The sequence below is a fragment of the Epilithonimonas hungarica genome (assembly GCF_900102265.1).
Classification (GTDB): domain Bacteria; phylum Bacteroidota; class Bacteroidia; order Flavobacteriales; family Weeksellaceae; genus Epilithonimonas; species Epilithonimonas hungarica.
The window spans coordinates 1342169-1364566 of record NZ_FNBH01000001.1; the positions used below are offsets into that span (position 1 = coordinate 1342169).

20 protein-coding genes are annotated in these 22398 nt (G+C 35.7%); 11 read left to right on the forward strand and 9 right to left on the reverse strand.

Features of this window, described 5'->3' with window-relative positions:
* The first annotated feature begins 6 nt into the window (after nt 1-6).
* On the forward strand, nt 7-537 hold the full coding sequence (locus tag BLT30_RS06195) for a GNAT family N-acetyltransferase (protein WP_089872390.1): 531 nt from the start codon (nt 7-9) through the stop codon (nt 535-537).
* Here the strand turns inward: BLT30_RS06195 and BLT30_RS06200 are convergent, their stop codons facing one another.
* Both BLT30_RS06200 and queA read right to left on the reverse strand, forming a co-directional pair.
* Nucleotides 538-1398 carry a hypothetical protein gene (locus tag BLT30_RS06200; protein WP_089872391.1) on the reverse strand — a complete coding sequence of 287 codons (861 nt, stop codon included), beginning with the start codon at nt 1396-1398 and terminating at the stop codon, nt 538-540.
* An 83-nt stretch (nt 1399-1481) separates the two neighbouring features.
* Nucleotides 1482-2531 carry a tRNA preQ1(34) S-adenosylmethionine ribosyltransferase-isomerase QueA gene (queA, locus tag BLT30_RS06205; RefSeq protein WP_089872393.1) on the reverse strand — a complete coding sequence of 350 codons (1050 nt, stop codon included), beginning with the start codon at nt 2529-2531 and terminating at the stop codon, nt 1482-1484.
* 243 nt (nt 2532-2774) lie between these two features.
* Between queA and BLT30_RS06210 the strand changes: the two genes are divergently transcribed.
* From BLT30_RS06210 to BLT30_RS06230, 5 genes are all read left to right on the forward strand, one after another.
* Complete coding sequence (locus tag BLT30_RS06210) at nt 2775-4649, forward strand: DUF349 domain-containing protein (protein ID WP_089872395.1); 1875 nt, start codon at nt 2775-2777, stop codon at nt 4647-4649.
* A gap of 156 nt (nt 4650-4805) precedes the next feature.
* A complete protein-coding gene (locus tag BLT30_RS06215; RefSeq protein WP_089872397.1) occupies nt 4806-6665 on the forward strand; it encodes an endonuclease in 1860 nt (619 codons plus the stop codon).
* Nucleotides 6666-6952: 287 nt separating this feature from the next.
* Nucleotides 6953-7675: a phosphoribosylaminoimidazolesuccinocarboxamide synthase gene (gene purC, locus BLT30_RS06220; RefSeq protein ID WP_089872399.1), complete on the forward strand. Its 723-nt coding sequence runs from the start codon at nt 6953-6955 to the stop codon at nt 7673-7675.
* A gap of 18 nt (nt 7676-7693) precedes the next feature.
* On the forward strand, nt 7694-9217 hold the full coding sequence (gene purF / locus BLT30_RS06225) for an amidophosphoribosyltransferase (RefSeq protein WP_089872401.1): 1524 nt from the start codon (nt 7694-7696) through the stop codon (nt 9215-9217).
* A gap of 399 nt (nt 9218-9616) precedes the next feature.
* A complete protein-coding gene (locus BLT30_RS06230; RefSeq protein ID WP_027382598.1) occupies nt 9617-10036 on the forward strand; it encodes a nucleoside-diphosphate kinase in 420 nt (139 codons plus the stop codon).
* Between the two features lie 105 nt (nt 10037-10141).
* Here the strand turns inward: BLT30_RS06230 and BLT30_RS06235 are convergent, their stop codons facing one another.
* The 3 genes from BLT30_RS06235 to chrP all read right to left on the reverse strand — a co-directional run bounded on the left by BLT30_RS06235 (nt 10142) and on the right by chrP (nt 12649).
* Nucleotides 10142-10777, reverse strand: coding sequence for a class I SAM-dependent methyltransferase (locus BLT30_RS06235; RefSeq protein ID WP_089872403.1), 636 nt, complete (start codon nt 10775-10777; stop codon nt 10142-10144).
* A gap of 121 nt (nt 10778-10898) precedes the next feature.
* Nucleotides 10899-11549: a ribulose-phosphate 3-epimerase gene (gene rpe, locus BLT30_RS06240; RefSeq protein WP_089872405.1), complete on the reverse strand. Its 651-nt coding sequence runs from the start codon at nt 11547-11549 to the stop codon at nt 10899-10901.
* A gap of 23 nt (nt 11550-11572) precedes the next feature.
* Nucleotides 11573-12649, reverse strand: coding sequence for a chryseobasin maturation metalloprotease ChrP (chrP, locus tag BLT30_RS06245; RefSeq protein WP_089872407.1), 1077 nt, complete (start codon nt 12647-12649; stop codon nt 11573-11575).
* 58 nt (nt 12650-12707) lie between these two features.
* On the opposite strand from chrP, the gene BLT30_RS06250 reads away from it, so the two are divergent.
* Nucleotides 12708-13412, forward strand: a complete 705-nt coding sequence (locus BLT30_RS06250; RefSeq protein WP_089872938.1) for a DUF4294 domain-containing protein — start codon at nt 12708-12710, stop codon at nt 13410-13412.
* Between the two features lie 44 nt (nt 13413-13456).
* Here BLT30_RS06250 and BLT30_RS06255 read toward each other — a convergent pair whose 3' ends face one another.
* From BLT30_RS06255 to BLT30_RS06265, 3 genes are all read right to left on the reverse strand, one after another.
* Nucleotides 13457-14101, reverse strand: a complete 645-nt coding sequence (locus tag BLT30_RS06255; protein ID WP_089872409.1) for an outer membrane lipoprotein periplasmic chaperone LolA1 — start codon at nt 14099-14101, stop codon at nt 13457-13459.
* A gap of 148 nt (nt 14102-14249) precedes the next feature.
* The gene (locus tag BLT30_RS06260; protein ID WP_089872411.1) at nt 14250-16838 is read right to left on the reverse strand and encodes a T9SS-dependent M36 family metallopeptidase; all 2589 of its coding nucleotides are present in this window, start codon (nt 16836-16838) and stop codon (nt 14250-14252) included.
* A gap of 139 nt (nt 16839-16977) precedes the next feature.
* A complete protein-coding gene (locus tag BLT30_RS06265) occupies nt 16978-17268 on the reverse strand; it encodes a putative quinol monooxygenase (protein WP_089872414.1) in 291 nt (96 codons plus the stop codon).
* Nucleotides 17269-17392: 124 nt separating this feature from the next.
* Between BLT30_RS06265 and BLT30_RS06270 the strand changes: the two genes are divergently transcribed.
* Nucleotides 17393-18724, forward strand: a complete 1332-nt coding sequence (locus BLT30_RS06270; protein WP_089872416.1) for a dihydrolipoamide acetyltransferase family protein — start codon at nt 17393-17395, stop codon at nt 18722-18724.
* Nucleotides 18725-18830: 106 nt separating this feature from the next.
* On the opposite strand, the gene prfB is transcribed toward BLT30_RS06270, so the two are convergent.
* On the reverse strand, nt 18831-19943 hold the full coding sequence (gene prfB / locus BLT30_RS06275) for a peptide chain release factor 2 (protein WP_089872419.1): 1113 nt from the start codon (nt 19941-19943) through the stop codon (nt 18831-18833).
* 129 nt (nt 19944-20072) lie between these two features.
* Here prfB and BLT30_RS06280 point away from each other — a divergent pair, with 129 nt between their 5' ends.
* The 3 genes from BLT30_RS06280 to BLT30_RS06290 all read left to right on the forward strand — a co-directional run bounded on the left by BLT30_RS06280 (nt 20073) and on the right by BLT30_RS06290 (nt 22396).
* A complete protein-coding gene (locus tag BLT30_RS06280; protein ID WP_089872421.1) occupies nt 20073-21053 on the forward strand; it encodes a hypothetical protein in 981 nt (326 codons plus the stop codon).
* A gap of 103 nt (nt 21054-21156) precedes the next feature.
* A complete protein-coding gene (locus BLT30_RS06285) occupies nt 21157-21714 on the forward strand; it encodes an RNA polymerase sigma factor (RefSeq protein ID WP_089872423.1) in 558 nt (185 codons plus the stop codon).
* Nucleotides 21695-22396, forward strand: a complete 702-nt coding sequence (locus tag BLT30_RS06290; RefSeq protein ID WP_089872425.1) for a hypothetical protein — start codon at nt 21695-21697, stop codon at nt 22394-22396. Before BLT30_RS06285 ends, BLT30_RS06290 begins: the two co-directional genes overlap by 20 nt.
* Nucleotides 22397-22398: the final 2 nt, after the last annotated feature.

Consider the following 22398-nt stretch of genomic DNA (forward strand, 5'->3'; position numbering starts at 1 on the left):
GATGTAATGATAGAAACTGAACGTCTTATTTTGAAACCCTATTCGTTGGATTTTGTAGAAGAATTCTATATTAAATTTCAAAGTAATAAGACTTATTTTGAAGATTATTTTTCAAGAACTTTGAGTGTTACCAAAACTTTAGAAGAAGCAAAATTATATTTCCAAAAGAAAATTGAAAGTTGTCGAAATAATGAAGGTTTTTACTTCGGGATTTTCCTCAGAGGATCAGATAAATTGATTGGACATATTTCTATTCGGGAAATCGATTGGACGGTTCCGAAAGGTGAGTTGGCTTATTTTATTTTCAATGATTTTTCAGGCAACAAATATTCTTACGAGGCTTTGCAAGCATTTCGTGATTTCTGTATGAATGAAAAAGAATTTGTTCGAATCTTTATGAAAATTGCACCAGACAATATCGCCAGCAAAAAAGTTGCGGAATTCTGCAATTTCGAGTTTGAAGGTTTGCTGAAGAATGATTACAGAAAACGACAGGAAGTCCTTACGGATATGTTGCTGTATGCGTTTACTAGATAATTATTTCAACTTCAATTGATAAAGATTTCCTGTAATTTTTTTATCACCTTCATCCGTCATCATGATCGTGTTTTCATCTTTGAAGCATAATCCTTCTTTCTGAGTGTGATGGTTCAGTTCAATTTTTTCGACGTTTCCTGAGAAGAAATTATTGCCTTTCCAATTGGTAAATATCCAGACTTTGTCGGAACTTAAAATTGCAACTTTATCTTTATTTGGGCTGATGTCTGCGCTTGTCACAGCACAATGATTGAACTGGTCACAAGTCACAAAACTCCCAATTTTCTTCGCAGGTAATTTTTGAGCAGAATTATTATCAACTTCATAAAGAACTGTTGTTCCATCAAATTTTGAACTTCTGTTTTTTGTGAAAAGATAGAACTTGTTGTTATGGATAAAGAATGATTCCACATCAAAGATCCGGTCTTTTTTCTTTGGCGGAAATTCGGTTTGTTCAGGATAATAAAACTGGACAATCGATTCTGCTTTGGCTTCGTCTTTATTCAAATCCGAAGCGTTGATCTTATAGATGGCCAAATTCTGTCGGTCATTATCATTGTTGCCAAAATCGCCAATGTAGATATTGCCTTTGTCATCAGAGGTCAAATCCTCCCAGTCATTATTCTCAACATTAGAAATGGTTATTTTTTTGATCAATTCTCCTTTCTCATTAAAACCGAAAAGAATATTATGATTGTGATTGTCCTCAATTGTCCATATCAAAGGGGAAACTTTCGAGATTTCACAAGCCGAAGCCTCTTTTATTTTTTTCGGTAAAGAAGTGATCGTGGAAAAATTCTCCTGAGTTTGTGAACAGGAAAGTCCAATCGATAATAATGCTAAAAGCTGAAGTATTTTCATCTGATGAAATTAATTAAAATACAAGACATAAAAAAATGCTCAACTGTTAAAGTTGAGCATTCTATTTTTAAGATCTTAATTTCTTAAAGGATCAGCATTGCGTCTCCGTAAGAATAGAATTTATATTTTTCTTTGATTGCCTCCTCGTATGCTCTCATGATGAAATCTTTGTTGGCAAAAGCAGCGATCATCATAATTAGAGTAGATTTAGGCGTATGGAAGTTGGTGATCATTGCATTGGCAACACCAAATTCGTGAGGTGGATAGATGAATTTGTTTGTCCAACCTCTGTAAGCCGAGATCTTTTTGTTAGAAGAAACGGATGTTTCAAGGGCTCTCATTGTGGTTGTTCCAACGGCACAAACTCTGCGTCCTTCTTCAACAGCTTTATTGATGATCTCAGCATTTTTTTCATCGATGATGGCTTCTTCAGATTCCATTTTGTGTTTGGAAAGATCTTCAACTTCGATCGGATTGAAAGTTCCCAAACCAACGTGAAGCGTGATCTCTGCAAAATCGATTCCTTTGATCTCCAATCTCTTCATCAAATGTTTTGAGAAGTGAAGACCTGCAGTTGGGGCAGCAACAGCACCCTCTACTTTTGCATAGATCGTTTGGTATCTCTCTGCATCTTCCGGTTCAACATCTCTTTTGATGTATTTTGGAAGTGGGGTTTCTCCAAGTTCTGTCAATTTTGCACGAAACTCTTCATAAGAACCATCGAATAAGAATCTAAGCGTTCTTCCTCTGGATGTTGTGTTGTCGATAACTTCCGCAACCAAGGATTCATCTTCTGTGAAGAATAGTTTGTTACCGATCCTTATTTTTCTCGCAGGATCTACAAGAACGTCCCAAACACGGGTTTCAGCATCAAGTTCTCTTAATAAGAAAACCTCGATCTTGGCGCCCGTTTTTTCTTTGTTGCCAAATAATCTTGCAGGGAAAACTTTGGTATTATTGAAAATAAAAAGGTCTTTCTCATCAAAATAATCAATGACATCTTTGAAAAGACGGTGTTCGATGGTCTCAGTTTTTCTGTTAAGGACCATCAATCTTGCCTCATCACGGTTTTCCGACGGATGTTCGGCTAATAATTCTGCTGGAAGATCGAAATTAAAATCAGATGTTTTCATAAAATTTACGGATTTTATTTGTTTTGAACGGGCAATGCCCGTTAGGTTAATTTTAAGAGGTGCAAAGATACGATATCAGAAGGCCTTTGTCAAGTAATTATTGATTTTTAAATGTTATCTAGGAATCTCGGTAGATATTTAATGTTTTTTTTGGAAAATTAGTGTTTATATTTGGTGTTTTCTGTAAAAAACAGTTAATTTAGTGCATTTAAAAGTTGTTTTTGTCAATTAATTTGCCTTGTTATGAGTATTGAAAACGAAAATCCTGAAAACGAAAAACTTAATTCTGAAGTCAATCCTTCTGAAAATCAATCAGTAGAGGAAGTGACTGTAGGAGAAGTTTCGGAAACTGAAACTCCAAATTCTGAAGTAAGTCTTTCTGAAGAAGAAGTGACTTCAGAAAAAAAATCGGAAACAGAAACTGAACATCAGGAAATCGAACTTGCTGAAGAAAACTATTCTGACCTTTCTTTGAAAGAAACTTTGAATGAAATGGAGACTATCGTGAACAAAGACGATGCATCTTCTTTTTCGAAAAAATTCAATGCGCTCAGAGACCATGCTAATCATAAATTGGCGGACGAAGTTGAGGACAAAAAGCACGAATATCTTGAACAGGGTAATCCGGAAGAACACTTCGAATTCCATCATCCGCAAGCATCCAAGCTGTCAGCATTGGTCAATATTTACAAGGAAAAACTTGATAAATTCCATAAGGCCCAGGAAGCTGACCATCAGAAAAATCTGGAAGAAAGATTATCAATTATTGAAAGGCTTAAAAATCTTTATACCAGTTCTGAGCCAGGCGTCAATCTTTTTAAATCGATAAGAGAAGTGAAGGAGGCTTGGGGAAATGCTGGTCAAGTTGCAAAATCTGAATTCAAAAATCTGAATAACAACTATTTCCACCATTTGAAAATGTTCAATGAAATGTTGGACCTTAACAAGGAATATCTTGAACAGGAATTTGCCCATAATCTTGAAAAAAGACAGCATATCATTCAAAGAGCAAAAGAATTGTTGGACGAAAAAGTGGTTCAAAAAGCATTGAATGAATTGCAATATCTGCACAAGCTTTGGAAAGAAGAAGCAGAGCCCGTAGCAGAAGAATTCCGCGAAAAAACTTGGGAAGAATTTAAAGAAATTTCCAATAAGATCCATGAGAGAAAGTCTGAATTGATAGCGGTTCTGGAAACTGAGCAACAAGATAATCTGGATAAGAAAAATAAAATTGTCGAGGAACTGAAAACCTTGTCGGCGCCACAAAATATCAATCATTCCTTTTGGCAGCAAGCTATAAAGAGAGTAGAGGACCTGCGTACAGAATTCTTGAAATTAGGACCTGTTCCCAAAAAATTGTCCAATCAGAACTGGACAGATTTCAAACAGGCCTTAAGGGATTTCAATACGGCAAAAAATGATTTTTATAAAAATTTAAAGGGTTCTCAGGTTCATAATTTGGAAGAGAAACTAGCTCTTATAAGAACGGCTCAGGATAATATGAATTCTGAGGATTGGGATATTGTTGTTCCGCTTTTCAAAAAATTACAGGAAGATTGGAAGAAAATTGGACATGTACCTAGAAGCCAGGCTAATAAAGTTTGGGATGATTTCCGTGATGCTTGTAATACCTTCTTTAAAAATTATAGAGAAAAGAATAATGCTGTAGGTGATAACTGGAAGGAGAATTATAAGAACAAAAAAGCGCTTCTTGATGAGTTAAAAGCTTTAACGGACGAAGAGGGTTCTGTTGAAAAGATAGAAAACATCAAAAATGCATGGAATGCAATCGGGAAGGTTCCGAAAGATAAATTGTCGATCAATACAGAATTCAACAAAACGCTTAGAGAGAAATTGAAACTCAATAAGATCAATGAGTTTGATTTGAAAGAGGAAAATCTTTCCGAGAGCCAATTAACAGATAAAGCAAGAAAAATAAAAAATCAAATTGCCGACTTGGAAGCAGAAGTTGTTCAATTGGAAAATAATTTGGCGTTCTTCAATTCCCCAAGTCGAGAAAATCCTCTTTTGAAAGATACTTATGATAAATTGGACGGTAAAAAAGAGCAACTTGAAAGTTTGAAGGTCACTCTTCATAACATTATAGCCGGAGAATAATTTTAAATATTAAATAAATAAAAAAATCCCCATTTAAATGGGGATTTTTTTATTTTGAAACAATTTGTAAATAATTATTAATATTCAAATTCAAAAAAATAAAGAGAGTCTTGTAAAAAAATGATATTTTTATGACCCATATTTAAAAATATCGATATGCTGAAAAAATACTTATTTGCGTTTGCTGTTTTCCCTGCTTTCATATCTGCTCAAGCTCCGGAAGGATATTATTCCGGAACAGAGAATTTGACAGGTTATATGCTGAAGACCAAGCTACATGATATTATTTCGACAAAAACATACAATTGGAATTATGAAGATCTGAAAACGTTGTATGGACAGACGGACATTGATAAGTATTATGATTACGATGCCAGTAATACAACCTATTTGCTGGATATTTATTCTAATAACCCAACAGGAACTACAGCTTATCATTATACATTAAATAATATCATCGGGAGCGCCAATGCGGAAGGCTTGGGTTGGAATCGTGAACATATGATGCCTCAAAGTTCTTTTAATAGTGCTTATCCCATGTATTCGGACCTATTTTTTGTAATTCCTACAGATGCAAGGATCAATCAGTTGAGAAGTAATTATCCTTACGGAAAAGCAGGTTCTACGGTTTATTATAATTTTACCAATGGGTCAAAACAAGCCGCTAACGGAACACCGAATGCAACTTATACAGGAAGGGTCTTTGAGCCAATTGATGAGTTCAAAGGTGACATTGCAAGGTCATTATTATATTTTGCTGTAAGGTATGAAGGTAAATTAGGAAGTTTCAATTATACGACAAACGCTGCGGATCCTACAAAAGACCAAAACCCTTTGGATGGGACGGAAGAAAAATCTTATGAGAATTGGTACATCGCGATGCTTCTCAATTGGCATCAGCTGGATCCTGTTTCGCAAAGAGAGATTGACAGGAATAACTCGGTTTTTAATATTCAGAAAAATAGGAATCCGTTCATCGACCATCCGGAATGGGCTAATTTGATCTGGAATCAAACTCCGGATAATATTGCGCCAGCAGCTCCATCTTCTCTTATGTTGGAAAGAAATTCCGCATATTTTGTAAACTTGGCTTGGCAAGCGAATACGGAACCTGATGTTTTAGGATATAAAATTTATCAGGATGGTGTTTTGATAGGGACTTCAAAAACCAATTCTTTCTCTGCGGACCATCTGGTTCCGGATGCAACTTACAATTTTACAGTGAAAGCTTATGACAATGCATATCTGGAAAGTCCTCAAAGTAATACTTTGAATATTACAACTTTATCTACAGACGGTTTTGCAAAAGACCTGCAGATAGTCAAATACCTTGAAGGAACCGGGAATAATAAAGCTTTCGAAATAGCTAATCGGACAGGGCATAAGGTCAACCTGAATGGTTACAAATTATACATCCAATACAAAGGAACTGCTTATTATTTTGGAGAACCATTTGAATTGGAAGGCGAGATAGAAAATGATCAAAGCTTCGTGGTTATTAATCCGAATGCTAATTTCAGTTGTTTCAATGTTTCCAATGCAAAATTCGTAACAGCAGCGCCATCTCTTACTTTTTCAGGAAGCAATTATGTTGACCTCTCTTACAAATCCGGAACGGTAGATGCGATTGGTATCAAAGGTCAGGATAATGCGAATGCCAACAAGTCACTTTACAGAAACTCGAATACTATCAATCCTACAGCTACTTTTGATATTAGCGAATGGACAACTTATGCCTCGGATTATTGTCAAGGTCTGGGCATTTTGGCGGTTAATGATATCGTGAACTGTAACCCGTATTTCAATATTTATCCAAATCCAGTTGTTGATAGAATCAATATTACGGGTGATGTTGGAAAAGCGAAATCTGCACAGATCTATGATCTTTCTGGAAAATTGATAAAAAATATCCACAATCCGTTTATTGGCGAAAAATCAATTGATGTCCACTCATTACTTCCAAATACCTACATTCTGAATATTGACGGTAAATCAATCAAGTTTATCAAAAAATAAAATTTATTTCAAGAGTCTCTTTTCATAAGAGACTTTTTTGTTTTATAATTTGGGCAGCTTGATCCGCCTTCCACTCCCGCTTTTTTCTTTTTTTACAAAAAAAGAAAAAGAGCTCCGTTCAAGTCGGGCTGCTAAGATTCTCCGTTTCAATAATGCGTTATGAACTCAATATTTACAAAACCGAATTTAATGTAAAAATTTCGTAAATTTGTGCATAAATCTAACAGTAAAAAGTTTAATTGGAAATCGAAGTGATTCGCGAGTTCCTTTTAAAAAAATGAAACATTATGAGTCAAAAAAAAGAAATGCTTTACGAAGGTAAAGCTAAACAGGTTTTCGCTACCGAAAACCCTGATGAGGTCGTTGTTCGTTATAAAGACGATGCTACAGCTTTCAATGCACAGAAGCGTGGCCAATTCGATAGAAAAGGCGAATTGAACAATGCGATTTCTACACTTATTTTCGGATATCTTATCGAAAACGGAATCCCGACACACTTCATTGAGAAATTGGATGACAGGGAACAATTAGTTAAAAAAGTGGATATCATTCCATTAGAAATGGTTGTTCGTAATTATGCTGCGGGAAGTATGGCTCAGAGATTGGGCGTAGAAGAGGGAACCAAATCTCCAGTTACGATTTTCGATATCTGCTACAAAAAAGACGAATTAGGTGATCCGTTGATCAACGATTATCACGCTGTGTTTTTAGGAGCAGCAACTTTCGAAGAATTGAAGGAGATGTACACTTTGACAGGCAAGATCAACGACCTTTTGATTGCTTTGTTTGATAAGATGAATGTTATCCTGGTTGATTTCAAAATCGAGTTAGGGAAAACCTCTGATGGTAAAATTGTTTTAGCAGACGAGATTTCCCCGGACACTTGCAGACTTTGGGACAAGGATACAATGAAAAAGCTTGACAAAGACAGATTCCGAAGAGATTTGGGCGAGATCACGGAAGCTTATGTTGAGATTTTTGACAGATTACAAACTGCTCTAGAAAAGTAAAATCCGAGAAAAATTAAAATGGATTTAGAATTTCAAAAATATAGCACATTACCAAAATATGCTTTCCAAAACCGCTATCAGGAATTCGAAGAGACCAAACATCTTTCCAAAGAAGAAAAGGAAGCTTATTATCCTTTTGATAAAATGGAAGAGGAATGCGGGATTTTCGGATTGCATTCTACAGAGAATTTGGATACATTTTCTTTGTCTCAGTTCGGGCTGTTCGCTTTGCAGCACCGGGGACAGGAAGCTTGTGGAATAGCAGTTGGTAACAATGGGAAAATCCTTTCTGTAAAAGATGAGGGTTTGGTCCTGGATGTTTTCAAGACGATTGAAGAACCTCAGCAATATATGGGAAGTACCGTTATCGGGCACACAAGATATACAACTGCAGGAGACAAAAAGAAGTATAATTTTCAGCCGTTTTTTGCGAAGAATGAATACGACCAGATCATACTTTCCATAGCCCATAACGGGAATCTTACCAACGCAAAACAACTTAGAAAAGAACTAGAAGATGAGGGGGTTGTTTTTCGTGCGACTTCTGATACCGAAGTTATTCTGAGACTGATCCAGAAAAATTTGGATTTAGGACTTAGAGGTGCGATCAAAGCAACGATGGAAAAAATCGAAGGTGCTTATTCTGTTGTTGGGATTACAAGGAACAAATTTTTTGCTTTCCGTGATTTTAATGGGATCAGACCTTTGGTTTTAGGAGCAATTGATGAAAATACATTCGTTGTAGCTTCCGAGACGTGTGCTTTGGATGGAGTAGGAGCACAATATGTACGCGATATTCTTCCTGGCGAGATTGTTTATACGAGTGATAATGAAGATGGTTTACAATCTTATCTTGTAAAAGACGATTGCGTTAACAAGATCTGCGCGTTTGAATATATCTATTTTGCAAGACCAGATTCTACTTTGGAAGGCATCAATGTTCATGAAGTGAGAGAGAAATCCGGGATGAAGATATGGGAACAAGCACCTGTTGAGGCGGATATTGTAATTGGAGTCCCGGATTCCGGAGTTCCTGCTGCGATTGGATTTTCCAAAGCTTCCGGTATTCCTTTTAGACCGGTTTTGATCAAGAACCGATATATTGGACGTTCGTTTATCATTCCATCTCAGGAGATGAGAGAGCATTTTGTTAATCTAAAACTCAATCCGATCATTTCCGAGATGAAGGATAAAAGAGTCGTGATTATTGATGATTCAATTGTAAGGGGAACGACGTCTAAACGTCTTGTCAAGATCTTGAAAAATGCGGGCGTTAAGGAAATTCATTTCAGAAGTGTTTCTCCACCGATTATTGCACCTTGCTTTTTGGGAATTGATACGCCTACAAAAGATGACCTGATTTCTGCCAATATGAATAAGGAAGAATTAAGAAAATATCTGGATGTTGACAGTTTGGAATTTTTGAGCGTTGACAATTTGGTTGATATTTTAGGCTCACCAAATCATTGTTTCGGATGTTTTACAGAAAAATATCCAGTAAAAAACCCAGATGAATTAGCATTTGTAGATCAAGGTGACTAGAATTTGACTACATCGAACCATTTGGGCAGCTTGATCCGTCCTCCGTTCCCGCTATCCGCCTCTGGCGGATGAGCTCCACTCAGGCCGGGCTGCTGCGATTCGCTGGTTAAAGAGCGTGATAAATATCAAATTGATTTAAATCAATTACAAAAAAAACCGCCAAACAAATTATTTGTTTGGCGGTTTTTTTTACTTCACATAATTCTTAAAAATAAAAAACCCCAACCGAAGTTGGGGTAAAAACTAATAACCATGAAAACTCAAATTAAACATGAGAATCGAAATTAAAGTAACAAATACTGTGCCAGAAAAAACGACTCTTTGAAAAAGAATTTCCGTTTGCAAACATAAGTAAAAAATATTGTAAATTTGCAACTCTTAAAAAAAAATAAATAAAAAATGTCAGGAAAAATCACTTTTACCATGATTAAGCCAGATGCAGTAGCGGATGGACACATTGGAGCGATTCTTGGAAAGATCAGCGAGGCTGGTTTTAAAATCAAAGCTTTGAAATTGACTCAGTTAACTGTAGCTGATGCTAAAAAATTCTACGAAGTACATTCGGAAAGACCTTTCTACGGAGAGTTGGTTGACTTTATGTCTTCTGGACCAATCGTGGCAGCGGTTCTTGAAAAAGATAATGCAGTTGAAGATTTCAGAACTGTGATCGGCTCTACAAATCCTGCTGAAGCGGCAGAAGGAACTATCAGAAAGCTATTTGCAAGAAGCATTGGAGAAAATGCAGTTCACGGTTCTGATTCTGACGAGAATGCTTTGATCGAAGCACAATTCCATTTTTCTGGAAGGGAGATCTTCTAATTTATTCTGAAAATTAAATAAAAAAATAGGCTATCAAAAGTGACAGCCTATTTTTATTTGTATAACTGGTAGATTTCATATTCCGCAAACAGGATTGTGAGCTGTTCATTTTTTTCTCGCAATAAAAATCATATCAGTCAAAAACGTTCCGTCAGGTTCTGGATAGTCTTTTCTTTCGATTTTTAATATTTCAAATCCGTTATTTATTAATTCAGTTTTTATATGGTCTTCTTGGTGGTAATACACATAAACTTCCCTTCCATCGCTGAAACTTGTTGTTTCATAGCCTGACTTACCATAATCATCCTCCATTGTACTGATATAAATGATTCCGTTGAGATTCAGTTTTTGGCTTGATAATCTGATTAATTTCGAGCTGTCCTCTCTGTTTAAATAAGGCATACAAAAGCCAATGACTACGCCGTCGAATGTATGTGTAAGTTCATCGATTTTCAGTGCATCTTTGACGATAAAGTTTGCGTTTGGAACATTGAGCTTCGCTCTTTCTATCATATTGGGAGCTAAGTCAATTCCTGTTATTTTTAAATCCTTTCTGACCTTTAAAAAATATTTGGTTATATTTCCTGGTCCGCAACCAATATCTAAAACTTCGCTATTTGCGTTTAATAATGAGCAGAAAAAATCGTACGTATCATTATACAAATCCATTTCCATAAACTTGTTCTCGTAGTTCAGGGCCACTTCATTGTAGGTTTGTATCGTTTTGTTGTAATTTTCCATTGGGTTATTTTCTGTATCAATTATTTTCTAAACCGTCAATAGCCCCGATAGTAGCGGCATCCTTTTTTGCTAAGGGAAAGCCATGGCAAAAAAAGATATAGCGGATAGCGGGATCAAGCTCCTAAAATTTCAGTAACTCAATAGTTCTTTCCGGGTCTTGAGAAGAGAAAACCGCATTTCCTGCAACTAAAACATCTGCGCCAGCTTCGAAAAGTTTGGAAGCATTATCCAGATTCACACCACCATCGATCTGTATTAACGCTGTTGAATTGTTGCTTAGGATCAGATCTTTTGTCTCACTTATTTTTTTATAAGTATTCTGAATAAATTTTTGCCCACCAAAGCCCGGATTAACACTCATCAATAGAACCAGGTCCACATCTGCAATAATGTCTTCCAACATCAAAACAGGAGTTGCTGGATTGAGAACAACACCAGCTTTTGCACCTTTGTCTTGTATCTGATGAATGGTTCTGTGAAGATGCGTGCAAGCTTCGAAATGAACAGAGACCAGATCTGCGCCATGTTCTATGAATTCTTCCACATATTTTTCCGGTTCAACAATCATAAGATGTACATCCACGAATTTTTTGGCGTGTTGCTGAACGGTTTTCATCACAGGGAATCCGAACGAAATATTCGGGACAAAACGTCCGTCCATCACATCTACGTGAAACCAGTCTGCCTGAGAATTGTTTAGCATCTCGATATCTCTCCGTAGGTTTCCAAAATCCGCAGAAAGAAGGGAAGGTGCTATAAGTTTATTTTTCATTTTTATAATTACTTTTTACTTTATTAATGATATTTCAGCTTCATTGTTGGTTCTATTTTTAGAAGACTTTCATATATTAATTTGATAACATTCCAAACATCTTCTTTTGAAACCATCTCCACCGTTGTGTGCATATATCGCAGAGGTAAAGAGATCAGTGCGCTTGGAACACCACCGTTGGAGTGTGCAAAAGCGTCTGTATCTGTTCCTGTTGCTCTGCTTGCAGCGGCTCTTTGGAATGGGATCTCTTTTTCCTTGGCTGTATCAATGATTAATTCTCTGATGGTATGGTGTACGCTGGGAGCGAAGAAAACGACAGGCCCGTCACCACATTTTTGGTCACCTTCTTTTTTCTTTTCAATCATTGGTGTTGTCGTGTCGTGTGTCACGTCTGTCACAATGGCAATGTTCGGTTTGATGGTGTCAGCGATCATATCTGCTCCATAAAGTCCTACTTCTTCCTGGACAGAGTTGGTGATATATAATCCAAAAGGTAGTTTCTTTTTATTTTCTTTTAGAAGCCTTGCAACTTCAGCGATCATAAATCCTCCAATTCTGTTGTCTAATGCACGGCAAACGAAATATCTGTCATTCAGTTCAAAAAATTCATCTGGATATGTGATCATGCATCCTACAAAAACTCCCAATTCTTCCACTTCTTTTTTGGAAGTTGCACCACAATCTATAAAAATGTTTTCGATTTTTGGTGTTGGCTCATTTTGATTGGCACTTCTTGTATGAATTGCAGGCCACCCGAAAACTCCTTTTACAATGCCTTTTTCTCCATGAATGTTTACTACTTTGGATGGTGCAATGGTCTGGTCGGAACCGCCGTTTCTGATAACATAGATCAGTCCATCATCCGTAATGTAATTCACGTACCAGCTGATCTCGTCCGCATGGGCTTCTATTACAACTTTGAAATCGGCTTTTGGATTGATAATTCCGTAAGCGGTACCATAATTATCAACTTCGATTTTATCAACAAAAGGTTCGATGTAATCCATCCATATTTTTTGTCCTTTGTGTTCGTAACCTGTTGGTGAAGCAGTATTTAAGTATTCTTCTAAGAATTTAATTGATTTCTTTTCGAATTTCATATGTAAAGGGAATGATTTTTGTTGTTAAGATTTGTTAATTTTTATGAAGGTAAAAGTAATGAATTTTGATAAATTGATTCCAATTCTTTTTATGTTTGTTGGCGTATTTTGTTTTTCACAACAAGATACTTTGAAGATCAAATCGTTTGACGATATTCCAAAAAGCAAATTGAAAAAAGATGAATATGGAAATGAATATTATTATGATGAGGCTCAAAAAGCTAAAATCTATAAGATAAATGGAGAACAGGTGATTGTAATGGATGAGTTGACGTTGAGGGCGAACCCACACTTCAATAATCAATTGGATAGAAATTTCTATTTTTTCCTTAATAAAAAACTGAATCGTGTTTATCCTTTATTTCTAGATGCTTTGGAACAATATCGCGATATTCAGAAAGAAAGTGCTAATTTGAAAGGTTCTGACAGAAGTCGGTACATGAAAAAAAGACAAGCCGAATTGGCGGCAAGTTATGAGAAACAGTTGAGAGGGTTGACAACTTCTGAAGGTCAGGTTTTTGCTAAATTGATGAACCGTGCAACAGGAAAAACAGTTTATGAGATCATCAAGGAATTGAGAGGCGGCTGGAGTGCTTTTTGGTGGAATGTAAAAGGAAATATTGCTGATGTGAGTTTGAAAACACCTTATGACCCTCATAAATATAGAGATGATCTTTTTATAGAATCTTTGCTACAGTCCAATTGGAATTTAGGTTACCTTCAGCCATATCCCGGTGCAAGTGAATATAAAATGAAAAAATAAAAAAGCATTACTTCTGTAATGCTTTTTTTATTGAATAAATATATTTATAACTCTGTTATCAGGTAATTTTGGTATTTATTTTTGTCGAAACTAAATAATGAAGGAGATAGTGTTTGATTTTCTTTGTAATTGCTTATTGTTATGGTTGCAATTTCATCATTCGTAGAAAGCTGTTCAAGCTTGATCAGTTTTTTCTGAGGAGAATTGATATATAAGGTCACACTTTTCAATCCGTTAGCTTTTACCGGGGTCATTTTGACAATGTCCACAGGGATGCCACTAATTGTTTTTTTACCGGAATAACTTACGTTATATTCTTTCTTATAGGAGTCCAAATAACTTAATGGAGAAAAATGAACTTGATCATCATTAGCTTTTGAAATGGTAACTTCTTTGTCGTCATCATTGATATTGTAAAGTTTGTTTCCGTCGAATATCTGTTCAGTTCCCATTATTTTCAACTTATACCTTGTATTGTCAGAATAAAAAATACCCGTCTGATTTTGACTTGTTTTAGAATTCCCCGTCGAATATGAAAATTTGAAGTAAGAATTTTTTTTGCTCTTGTAGCTTTTGGTTATGTCATCTAAAATAGTCTTAGACCTATTATCGATTGTTTGACCGGAAGCCATTAGATTGATACCTAAAAATGTAATGATTGAAAAAGATCTTACAATATTGTTTTTCATTTATTATTTAAGATTTATTGATACAAAGTTAAGTTTTCAATATTGATACCAAACTTTTCAAATGATAAATTTTGTTAAGGGAAATCATAAAAAAACCTTTTCAGCTTTTGTCTGAAAAGGTTTTTTTGTTTAGAAATATATCTTCGAATTATTCTACAATAAGTTTCTCTGCGTTAGATTTTCCGTTCTCTGTTATCACTACAAGATAGGTACCTTTGATAAGTCCTTTTGTGGAGATGGAATCAGAGCTGTTTTTCTTTCTTTCAAGAGATTTTACCAGTTTTCCGTTCATATCAAGAATTTCAACTTTGATTGTCTCGTTCCCAACTGTTGGAGCTGCTTTGATAAAGAATTCTCCTTTTGAAGGATTAGGATAGATTCCGAAACTTTTATTTTTTGCTATATCCTCCGTAGCAAGTATGCAGTTGCCAGGGACAGCAAAGTTTTCCACTTGGTCGGTAATACTTGTAGCAGTTCCTGCGGATGCATTAACACCTAAGCCCCTTCTTGCGAATACTTCCCATATAAGGCAGGTATCTGCGCCACCAGCTAAATCGGCTGCTTGAAGAATTGCATTTCTTCCAGAAACAAAGTCAGGATTACAAGGTTGTAGTTTCAACCCATCCATTACAAGTTGTAACGTTCTTGCGCTTCCAGAATTAGGATCTGCAGTTACATCATAATTGTACCCATATTTTTCAGCCATTTTCCAATGAAGGTCCCAAAGTATAGTTGCCCAGATCTGTCCTACTGCATGCGGTTGTCCACCTGTACTATTTGTATAGGCATAAGTGAATGGATTGGCATTCATGTCGGTAGTGTATCGGTAACTTCTGATTCCCAAAGCAGTAGGAGCGCTATTGGCAGAATATGTAGCAATTCCTCTTCCGGTAGTAGGAGTATAATTAGGAGTATTGGTCAACATTAAGGCGAAGAAATCTGACCATCCTTCTCCCATTTGTTCCAAGTTTGTTAAACAGCTATATCCTTGTGCTGTTAATCTGTTGGAAATTCCATGTCCATATTCGTGTATGATCACTCCGTTGTCAAAACTAGAGTTTTTATAACCGACAGCTAAGTCTTTTAAATTAACATTCACTGTTCTGCCGGCATTAAGTTCTGAGGTTATAAAATCACCTTCATCTTTAGGAATCATGATAGAAGGGATAGATACATTTGTAACGTTTGCAACGTTAATATCTGTAACCGTATTAGAAGCCGTTCTATGGACGATCATTCCGATGGCTCCGGCATCTTGGACAGTCTTTGCTTTCACATTATAGCCACAGCTGGTAGTGTTTACCATGGCTATTTTACCGGTAAGGCTGCCTGCGGTAAGAGCTGTACACCCTGTTGCTACAGAAGGTATTACAACATCTGCTGTGATCCCGGTTTCCATCAGTTGTCTTCCAAAGTTGGCGGAACCTGTATTGACAGCTGGTCTGGTTGCGAGTACAGGGTCTGTATAGAATAATCTTTGTTTTAATGGAACGTAATAGTTCCATAGATACATTTGCATTCTTGGGGCTTGGGTACTGTAGGATCCGTTACTATTCAATATTTCATAACCAGAAGCAAAGTTAGCATTGTTATAACCACTTCCATCAAGTGCTTCTGCTCTCACAGCATCATTTCCAGCACCTCCTTTGCCAAAATTGTTAGATTGGAAGTTTCTTGTAGCTTCTGTAAATCCAAATTTATACATGATATCATGAACCATGTTATTTGCATAGAAAAGATTGGTTACAGTTGAGGCTCTGTTTTCATATTGACTTAATGTAGGGGATTCTGCAAAAGGAAAATCGAAGGTAAGGCTTCCTGTTGTAGTACTTGTAGGAGAAAATCCTGCTGTATTAGTTCCACTATTATCAACATAAGCTAAAACATTATTACCATAAGTGTTGGTATAATTTAAAGTTACATTAGAATGCCAGCCTTCAGGTGATGCAGTTGGGTCCCAAGGATTTGTTACAATAGATCTGGATCCGAAAGTAGGAGCTTCTACAGGAAAAGCAAATACATTATAGCTGGCATCGGTTACTGCCTTGGAGTGGTTTGGTTTTGAATTGAGATTGTTGTTTAAATGGCTCAGCAAATGAGAAGAATTATCCTCTGATTCACTAAAACGGTCTGCATCACCGAAATTACATTCGATAACCATGTTGTTTTTCTCAAGAATTTCTCCATTTACCAAGCTTACCAGAACAGAAAAATGCTTGTTCTCTTTTGTATTGTTGATAAAAAATAACTGAGCTGGAATTAAACTGTTATTCTTAGTAAAAAAGAAACGGATACTTGCCACTTTATCATCAGCCAAATTGACCATTTCACCCTTTGATTCATCTACAAGCTCAAAATTTCCTTCTTTGATGTCCAAAGCTCTAAGTGCAGTAGAAAGAGCTTCTGACTTATCTATCTTGTCAGCAACAACGGTAAGATTCGCTTTTTGAAAATTGTTATTGAAAGAAATAACTTTATTATCTTTTATTACTGCTTTTGCCAAAGATTGATAAATAGGCGTATTTCCATGATATTGCTGAACATTTACAATGTTGGATCTTAAACTGGCAGAATTATCCTCATTTAGAATTTTGAACTCTGGTGTCACAGCATTACGGAAACTGACATCTTCTCTAATGAAGTTACTGATCAGTTGTTTGCTGGATTGTGCATTCACATTTGCGAATAAAAAGAAAACGCCTATGCCGGCACATTTAGTGAGTTGATTTATTTTCATATTAAAATTTATAATTAGATTTAAAATTGAGATTAGCAAAAATATTGAAAAAAATCTTTTTTTATGTAATAAATACAATTAAATTTACATTTATTGCGTTATTGATAAAAATTTAACTTAAATATTAGTTATTTTAAATTTAAAAAAGCTTGTTCCCAACGTAAACAATATTTGGGTTTTCCAATAGTGATGTAATATTCTCACGGAACTTCATTATATGGTCTGAAACTTGATGGTTGTGGAGATCTTCACTGGTTTCCCAGTTTTCATGGATGAAGAATACACCTTTATTTCTGTTATCCTCGAAGAGGTCGTACTGTATACAGCCTTTTTCCTTGCGAGTTTCTATGACTAGTTTTTTTAATAATTCAATAGCATCCATTATTGAGTTTTCTTTGATATGGATGATTGCACTTAGGTAGATGTTCATTGTATAATTCTAAAAATTTTGATTATCAAATTTATAAAAAAATATGCCTTATCAATTTTAAATATCAGAATTATATATTTAATAAAAAAAAGTGTACTTTTGGGAAAATTCAAAAAACCAAAAAATGGCAGAATATAAACTATTGCTCCCGAGTATGGGCGAAGGAGTTATGGAAGCAACAATTATCACTTGGTTGTTTAATGAAGGCGATGTTATAAAAGAAGATGATTCTATTGTAGAAATTGCAACAGATAAGGTAGATTCTGATGTTCCGACACCAGTTTCGGGAAAAATTGTCAAAATCCTTAAACAGAAAGATGAAGTTGCTAAAATAGGTGAAGCCATTGCGATTTTGGAAACAGAAGGTGGTTCTTCAAATTCTGAAACGCCTGAACCAAGATCTTACGAAGAAGTAAAAGATCAAATCGTCCAGCCAGAGCCGGAAGTTGTAAAAACTCTGGAACAGCCTTTGTCTAATCATTCTGATAACTCATTCAGTAATCAGAGTTCAGATCTATATCTTTCGCCTTTGGTAAAATCAATTGTTCAGCAAGAAAATATCTCTGAGACAGAATTGAAATCAATAAAAGGAAGCGGGCTGGAAGGTAGAATTACAAAAGAAGACATTCTGGGATTTGTGAAAAATAGAGGCGTGATTCAGTCTGCTCCTGCCCAACAATCAGTTGCCCAACAAGTTTCTGAAGTTAAACTTCAACCAGCTCCTGCCCAGCCAATCATTGTAAATGATGGTGACGAGATCATCCAGATGGATCGTGTCCGCAAGATCATTGCAGATGCGATGGTTAATAGTAAGCATACTTCGCCGCACGTAACTTCGTTTATAGAGACTGATGTCACTAATGTTGTAACTTGGAGAAATAATAACAAAAATTCTTACCAGAAAAGAGAAGGCGAAAAACTAACCTTTATGCCGATTTTCATCCGGGCGGTTGTGAAAGCCATCCAGGATTTTCCGATGATCAACGTTTCTGTGGATGGTGATAAGATCATTAAGAAAAAGAACATTAATATCGGAATGGCGACAGCTCTTCCAGACGGAAACCTAATTGTTCCTGTAATCAAAAATGCAGACCAATTAAGTTTGTCAGGCTTGGCAAAAGCAATCAACGATTTAGCTTACAGAGCACGAAATAAAAAGCTAATGCCAGCAGATACACAAGGTGCAACTTATACCATTTCCAACGTTGGAACTTTTGGAAACCTGATGGGAACACCTATTATTCCACAACCTCAGGTTGCGATTTTAGCTGTTGGAGCTATTGTGAAGAAACCTGCGGTTATCGAAACTGAGTTTGGAGATGTGATTGCCATTCGTCAAAAGATGTTTATGTCGCATTCTTATGACCATAGAGTAGTGGATGGCAGTTTAGGCGGAATGTTCCTGAAACACGTCAACGACTATTTGGAAAATTGGGATCTCAACACCGAAATATAAAATCAAAGCCTCAGAATTTTCTGAGGCTTTTTTATTACTAAATTTATTGCTAATAAATCTGTCAAAAAATCGGCAAGATTGCTGAGTCTGTGAGAAAGATATTTTTCTACAACTCATCCATCTCCCCACTTCCAGCTTGCCCTTCATTCATCAGATAAGCTTTCAGGAAAGGTGTCAGATTACCATTCATTACGCCATCCACATCAGACGTTTCGTGTCCCGAGCGGACATCTTTTACCAGTTTGTAAGGATGCATTACATAATTTCGGATTTGAGAACCCCATTCGATCTTCATTTTTCCGGCTTCGATTTCGTTTCTGGCTTTCAGGCGTTCTTCCAGTTCCATTTCGTAAAGTCGGGATTTCAGGAGTTGCATAGCCTTTTCCTTATTTTGAAGCTGAGAACGCGATTCTGAGTTTTCAATGATAATTCCTGTTGGTGCGTGACGAAGACGAACCGCGGTTTCAACCTTATTTACGTTTTGTCCACCAGCACCGGAACTTCTCATTGTTTCGAAACTGATGTCGGCTGGGTTTATATTAATTTCAATTGTATCATCCACCAAAGGATAAACATAAACGGAAACGAAACTCGTATGACGTTTCGCATTGCTATCAAACGGCGAAATCCTCACCAATCTGTGAACGCCATTTTCGCCTTTCAAATATCCGAAAGCAAACTCTCCTTCAATTTCCAAGGTCACGGTCTTGATTCCGGCAACATCGCCCTCCTGAAAATTAAGTTCACGGAGTTTGTAACCTTGCTTGTCCGCCCACATTGTGTACATCCGCATCAGCATACTTGCCCAGTCGCAAGATTCCGTTCCACCTGCTCCGGCTGTGATTTGAAGTACTGCTGACAACTCATCGCCTTCGTTGGAAAGCATATTTTTGAATTCCAGATTTTCTACTTTTTCGACTAATTGAGGGAAAGCTTCGTCCAATTCTTTTTCAGATTCGGAGTCTTCTCTTGCAAATTCCAAAAGAACTTGTATATCTTCGAATTGCGTCTTGATTTCTTCATAGCTTTCCACCCATTTTTTCTTGGAACGGAGTTGTTTCAGGAAAACTTCGGCTTCTTTTGGCTTTTCCCAAAATTCCGGAGCTGCGGTTTTCTCGTCGTCGTTGGAAATCTCGATTTTTTTCTTTTCGATCTGGAGAAACTTGTGCAGGTCTTCTATTCTGGATTGGATATCTTTTATTTGGTCTGTGTTTACCACGTTTGTATTGATTTTCGGATAGCAAATTTACGGTTTTTATACTGATTTGTCTGCTTTTATGTTATACAAGAATTTATAGAATTTCAAAATTCACGATATTTACGACCTATTTGAAAAACTATCGAACCTATGAAAGTGAATCTATTCTTTAAAATCATATTTGTAACATTGTTTGCAATTGTGGTCAATATCTTTATTTATTTTGCTTTTGGAAGTGTTTATTCAGCACCTTTGCTTAATATAGATTCTTTCAAAGAACAGTACGAAAGTGGTGTTTATCAGTACCGTTGGCTAAGTACTTCTCTTTTAATTTATATTTATAATTTTCTGGAAAGTCTTCCATTTAGGATTAGGCTTAAAATGGATTTTTGGGATAAAAATGCGCAGCCAAATATGTTTTTCGCTTACGCATTTCTCAATACATTTTTTTTGATATCAGCGAATATCGTTCTATTACTGATAACTGAAACCAAATATTTCGTTGCAAACCAATCAGAGAAAATATTTGTCATTACACTTTCTACATTGTCCATCGGACTTTCTCAGTTTGTGTTGGTTCCTTATGACTGTAGCAGTTATTTCTTTTTGTTTGTTTTTGCCTTAATATTTTTGAAATATCTGAAAAATAAAAGATTGATCCTGCTTCTTGTTTTGATTTCTATTTTAATGATTTCTACGCTTAACAGAGAATCTTCTGCCTTGTCATTATCTTTTGCAGCGGTTTTTTTATATAATAAATATGGTTTAAATAAAAAAAGTTGGTTGCCAATGGTATATTTAGTAATTGGTTTTTTGGCGACCTATATTGGGGTAAGATTAGCTGTTGATAGTTTTGAGATTAGAAATGAAAATTTTTTTGTTGGAAATGTCACGCAAACAAGAAGTTTATTTGGGATTTTATTTTGGATAGTATTTTTTGTATTTAGTTTGTTGGTGTCCAATAATAGGCAGACAACCAGGAATATATTGATTTTTCACCTTTTTTCGCTACCGTACATTATTATGTGTTTTTATACAGGAGCTTTGTATGAGATAAGATTATATATTCCTATTTTCCTGAGTTGTCTCATGATTTCGAAACTTTCTATTGATAAAATAAAAATTAATTAAATTTTATTGTTGATTTTCAATTAGTTATATATTTTGTTGGATTAATTTAAAAAAATCAGGCAACCATTTCAACAGTTTGCCGTCTTATAGTCAGAAAGAGAAAATGAAACGAGATTTACAACATATCTTTTCCAAAGCAAAGAAAAATGACCGACTGGCTCAGAAGAGTTTGTTCGAGATGTTTTCAGGAAAAATGTTGTCGGTTGCCAATTCTTACATCAATAATCGGGATGATGCAGAAGATGTTTTGATGAATGCTTTTTATAAAGCGTTTATGAAAATTGAAGATTGTAAGAATTATGAATCATTTCCTTTCTGGCTGAGAAAAATTGTAGTGAATGACGCCATTAGTTTCATTAGAAAAAACAAACATATTCTGTATGCGGAAACTGAATTTACAGATGCGATTGCAGAACAGACGGAAGATGTTGATGAGATTTATCAGGACATCGATTTGGAAGTGATTTTCAAAGAGATGCCGATTGGTTACAAACTGGTTTTTAACCTCACTGTTTTTGAAGAAAAGAAACATCAGGAGATTGCGGAAATCCTGAACATCACGGAAGGAACCAGCAAAAGTCAGCTAAGCAAAGCGAAAAAATGGCTTACAGATTATTTTAATCAACAAAATATCAAACAAAATGCAGAATCTGAAATCTAAATACGAACAAAAGGAAATGAAAGTTTCCGACGGTCTTTGGGACAGATTGGAAGAAAAACTCGACCAGACTCCTGCGAAAGGACAAAAACCCAAAATGATTTGGTTACGATATGTAGCTGTGATTTTGTTAGTGTTTGGCTTAGTCGGAAGTTTTCTGATGATTAATAATAAATCTAATATTAATGAAAATCTGGAATTTGCAAATCATACCAACAATCAAAATACAGTTCCGACAACAATTAAGCAATCTGAAAATAATGAAGTTGAGAAATTAGTTCCAACAAAAAATAATTCAGAAACTGATAATCAAAGATTAGTGGTTGAAAATTTAGAAAATTCTTCGACTCCATTCGGAAGGACTGAATCAATTAAAAAAGAAAATCAAACGAATAATCTAATTCTTGAAAAAGAAAACATTATAAAAAAAGAAGAGCCACAAATCACTCCACAACCTGAAGAAAAACTAGCTCAAAACGAAATACAAAAACCTAGAGTAAAATATGTGTCTTCATCGGACTTACTTTTCGGAGTGGAAATTGACAAAGCGAAATCCGAAACGCCAAAATCGGCGATGGGAATCAATACTTTGAAACCAAAAAATGACTCGGATTTTCCTAATCCAAAACGCATCAAACTCTTCGGGATTACCCTTTACGACAAAGATTCTATAACTACTAAATAATT

Coding starts and splice junctions, on each gene's coding strand:
- chrP (WP_089872407.1), bottom strand. CDS start 12,649: ATGAAATTCGAAAAGAAATCAATTAAATTCTTAGAAGAATACTTAAAT.
- rpe (WP_089872405.1), bottom strand. CDS start 11,549: ATGAAAAATAAACTTATAGCACCTTCCCTTCTTTCTGCGGATTTTGGA.
- BLT30_RS06260 (WP_089872411.1), bottom strand. CDS start 16,838: ATGAAAATAAATCAACTCACTAAATGTGCCGGCATAGGCGTTTTCTTT.
- BLT30_RS06195 (WP_089872390.1), top strand. CDS start 7: ATGATAGAAACTGAACGTCTTATTTTGAAACCCTATTCGTTGGATTTT.
- BLT30_RS06215 (WP_089872397.1), top strand. CDS start 4,806: ATGCTGAAAAAATACTTATTTGCGTTTGCTGTTTTCCCTGCTTTCATA.
- BLT30_RS06250 (WP_089872938.1), top strand. CDS start 12,708: ATGAATTTTGATAAATTGATTCCAATTCTTTTTATGTTTGTTGGCGTA.
- BLT30_RS06255 (WP_089872409.1), bottom strand. CDS start 14,101: ATGAAAAACAATATTGTAAGATCTTTTTCAATCATTACATTTTTAGGT.
- BLT30_RS06210 (WP_089872395.1), top strand. CDS start 2,775: ATGAGTATTGAAAACGAAAATCCTGAAAACGAAAAACTTAATTCTGAA.
- BLT30_RS06230 (WP_027382598.1), top strand. CDS start 9,617: ATGTCAGGAAAAATCACTTTTACCATGATTAAGCCAGATGCAGTAGCG.
- BLT30_RS06265 (WP_089872414.1), bottom strand. CDS start 17,268: ATGAACATCTACCTAAGTGCAATCATCCATATCAAAGAAAACTCAATA.
- BLT30_RS06270 (WP_089872416.1), top strand. CDS start 17,393: ATGGCAGAATATAAACTATTGCTCCCGAGTATGGGCGAAGGAGTTATG.
- BLT30_RS06200 (WP_089872391.1), bottom strand. CDS start 1,398: ATGAAAATACTTCAGCTTTTAGCATTATTATCGATTGGACTTTCCTGT.
- queA (WP_089872393.1), bottom strand. CDS start 2,531: ATGAAAACATCTGATTTTAATTTCGATCTTCCAGCAGAATTATTAGCC.
- BLT30_RS06235 (WP_089872403.1), bottom strand. CDS start 10,777: ATGGAAAATTACAACAAAACGATACAAACCTACAATGAAGTGGCCCTG.
- BLT30_RS06285 (WP_089872423.1), top strand. CDS start 21,157: ATGAAACGAGATTTACAACATATCTTTTCCAAAGCAAAGAAAAATGAC.
- BLT30_RS06290 (WP_089872425.1), top strand. CDS start 21,695: ATGCAGAATCTGAAATCTAAATACGAACAAAAGGAAATGAAAGTTTCC.
- purF (WP_089872401.1), top strand. CDS start 7,694: ATGGATTTAGAATTTCAAAAATATAGCACATTACCAAAATATGCTTTC.
- purC (WP_089872399.1), top strand. CDS start 6,953: ATGAGTCAAAAAAAAGAAATGCTTTACGAAGGTAAAGCTAAACAGGTT.
- BLT30_RS06280 (WP_089872421.1), top strand. CDS start 20,073: ATGAAAGTGAATCTATTCTTTAAAATCATATTTGTAACATTGTTTGCA.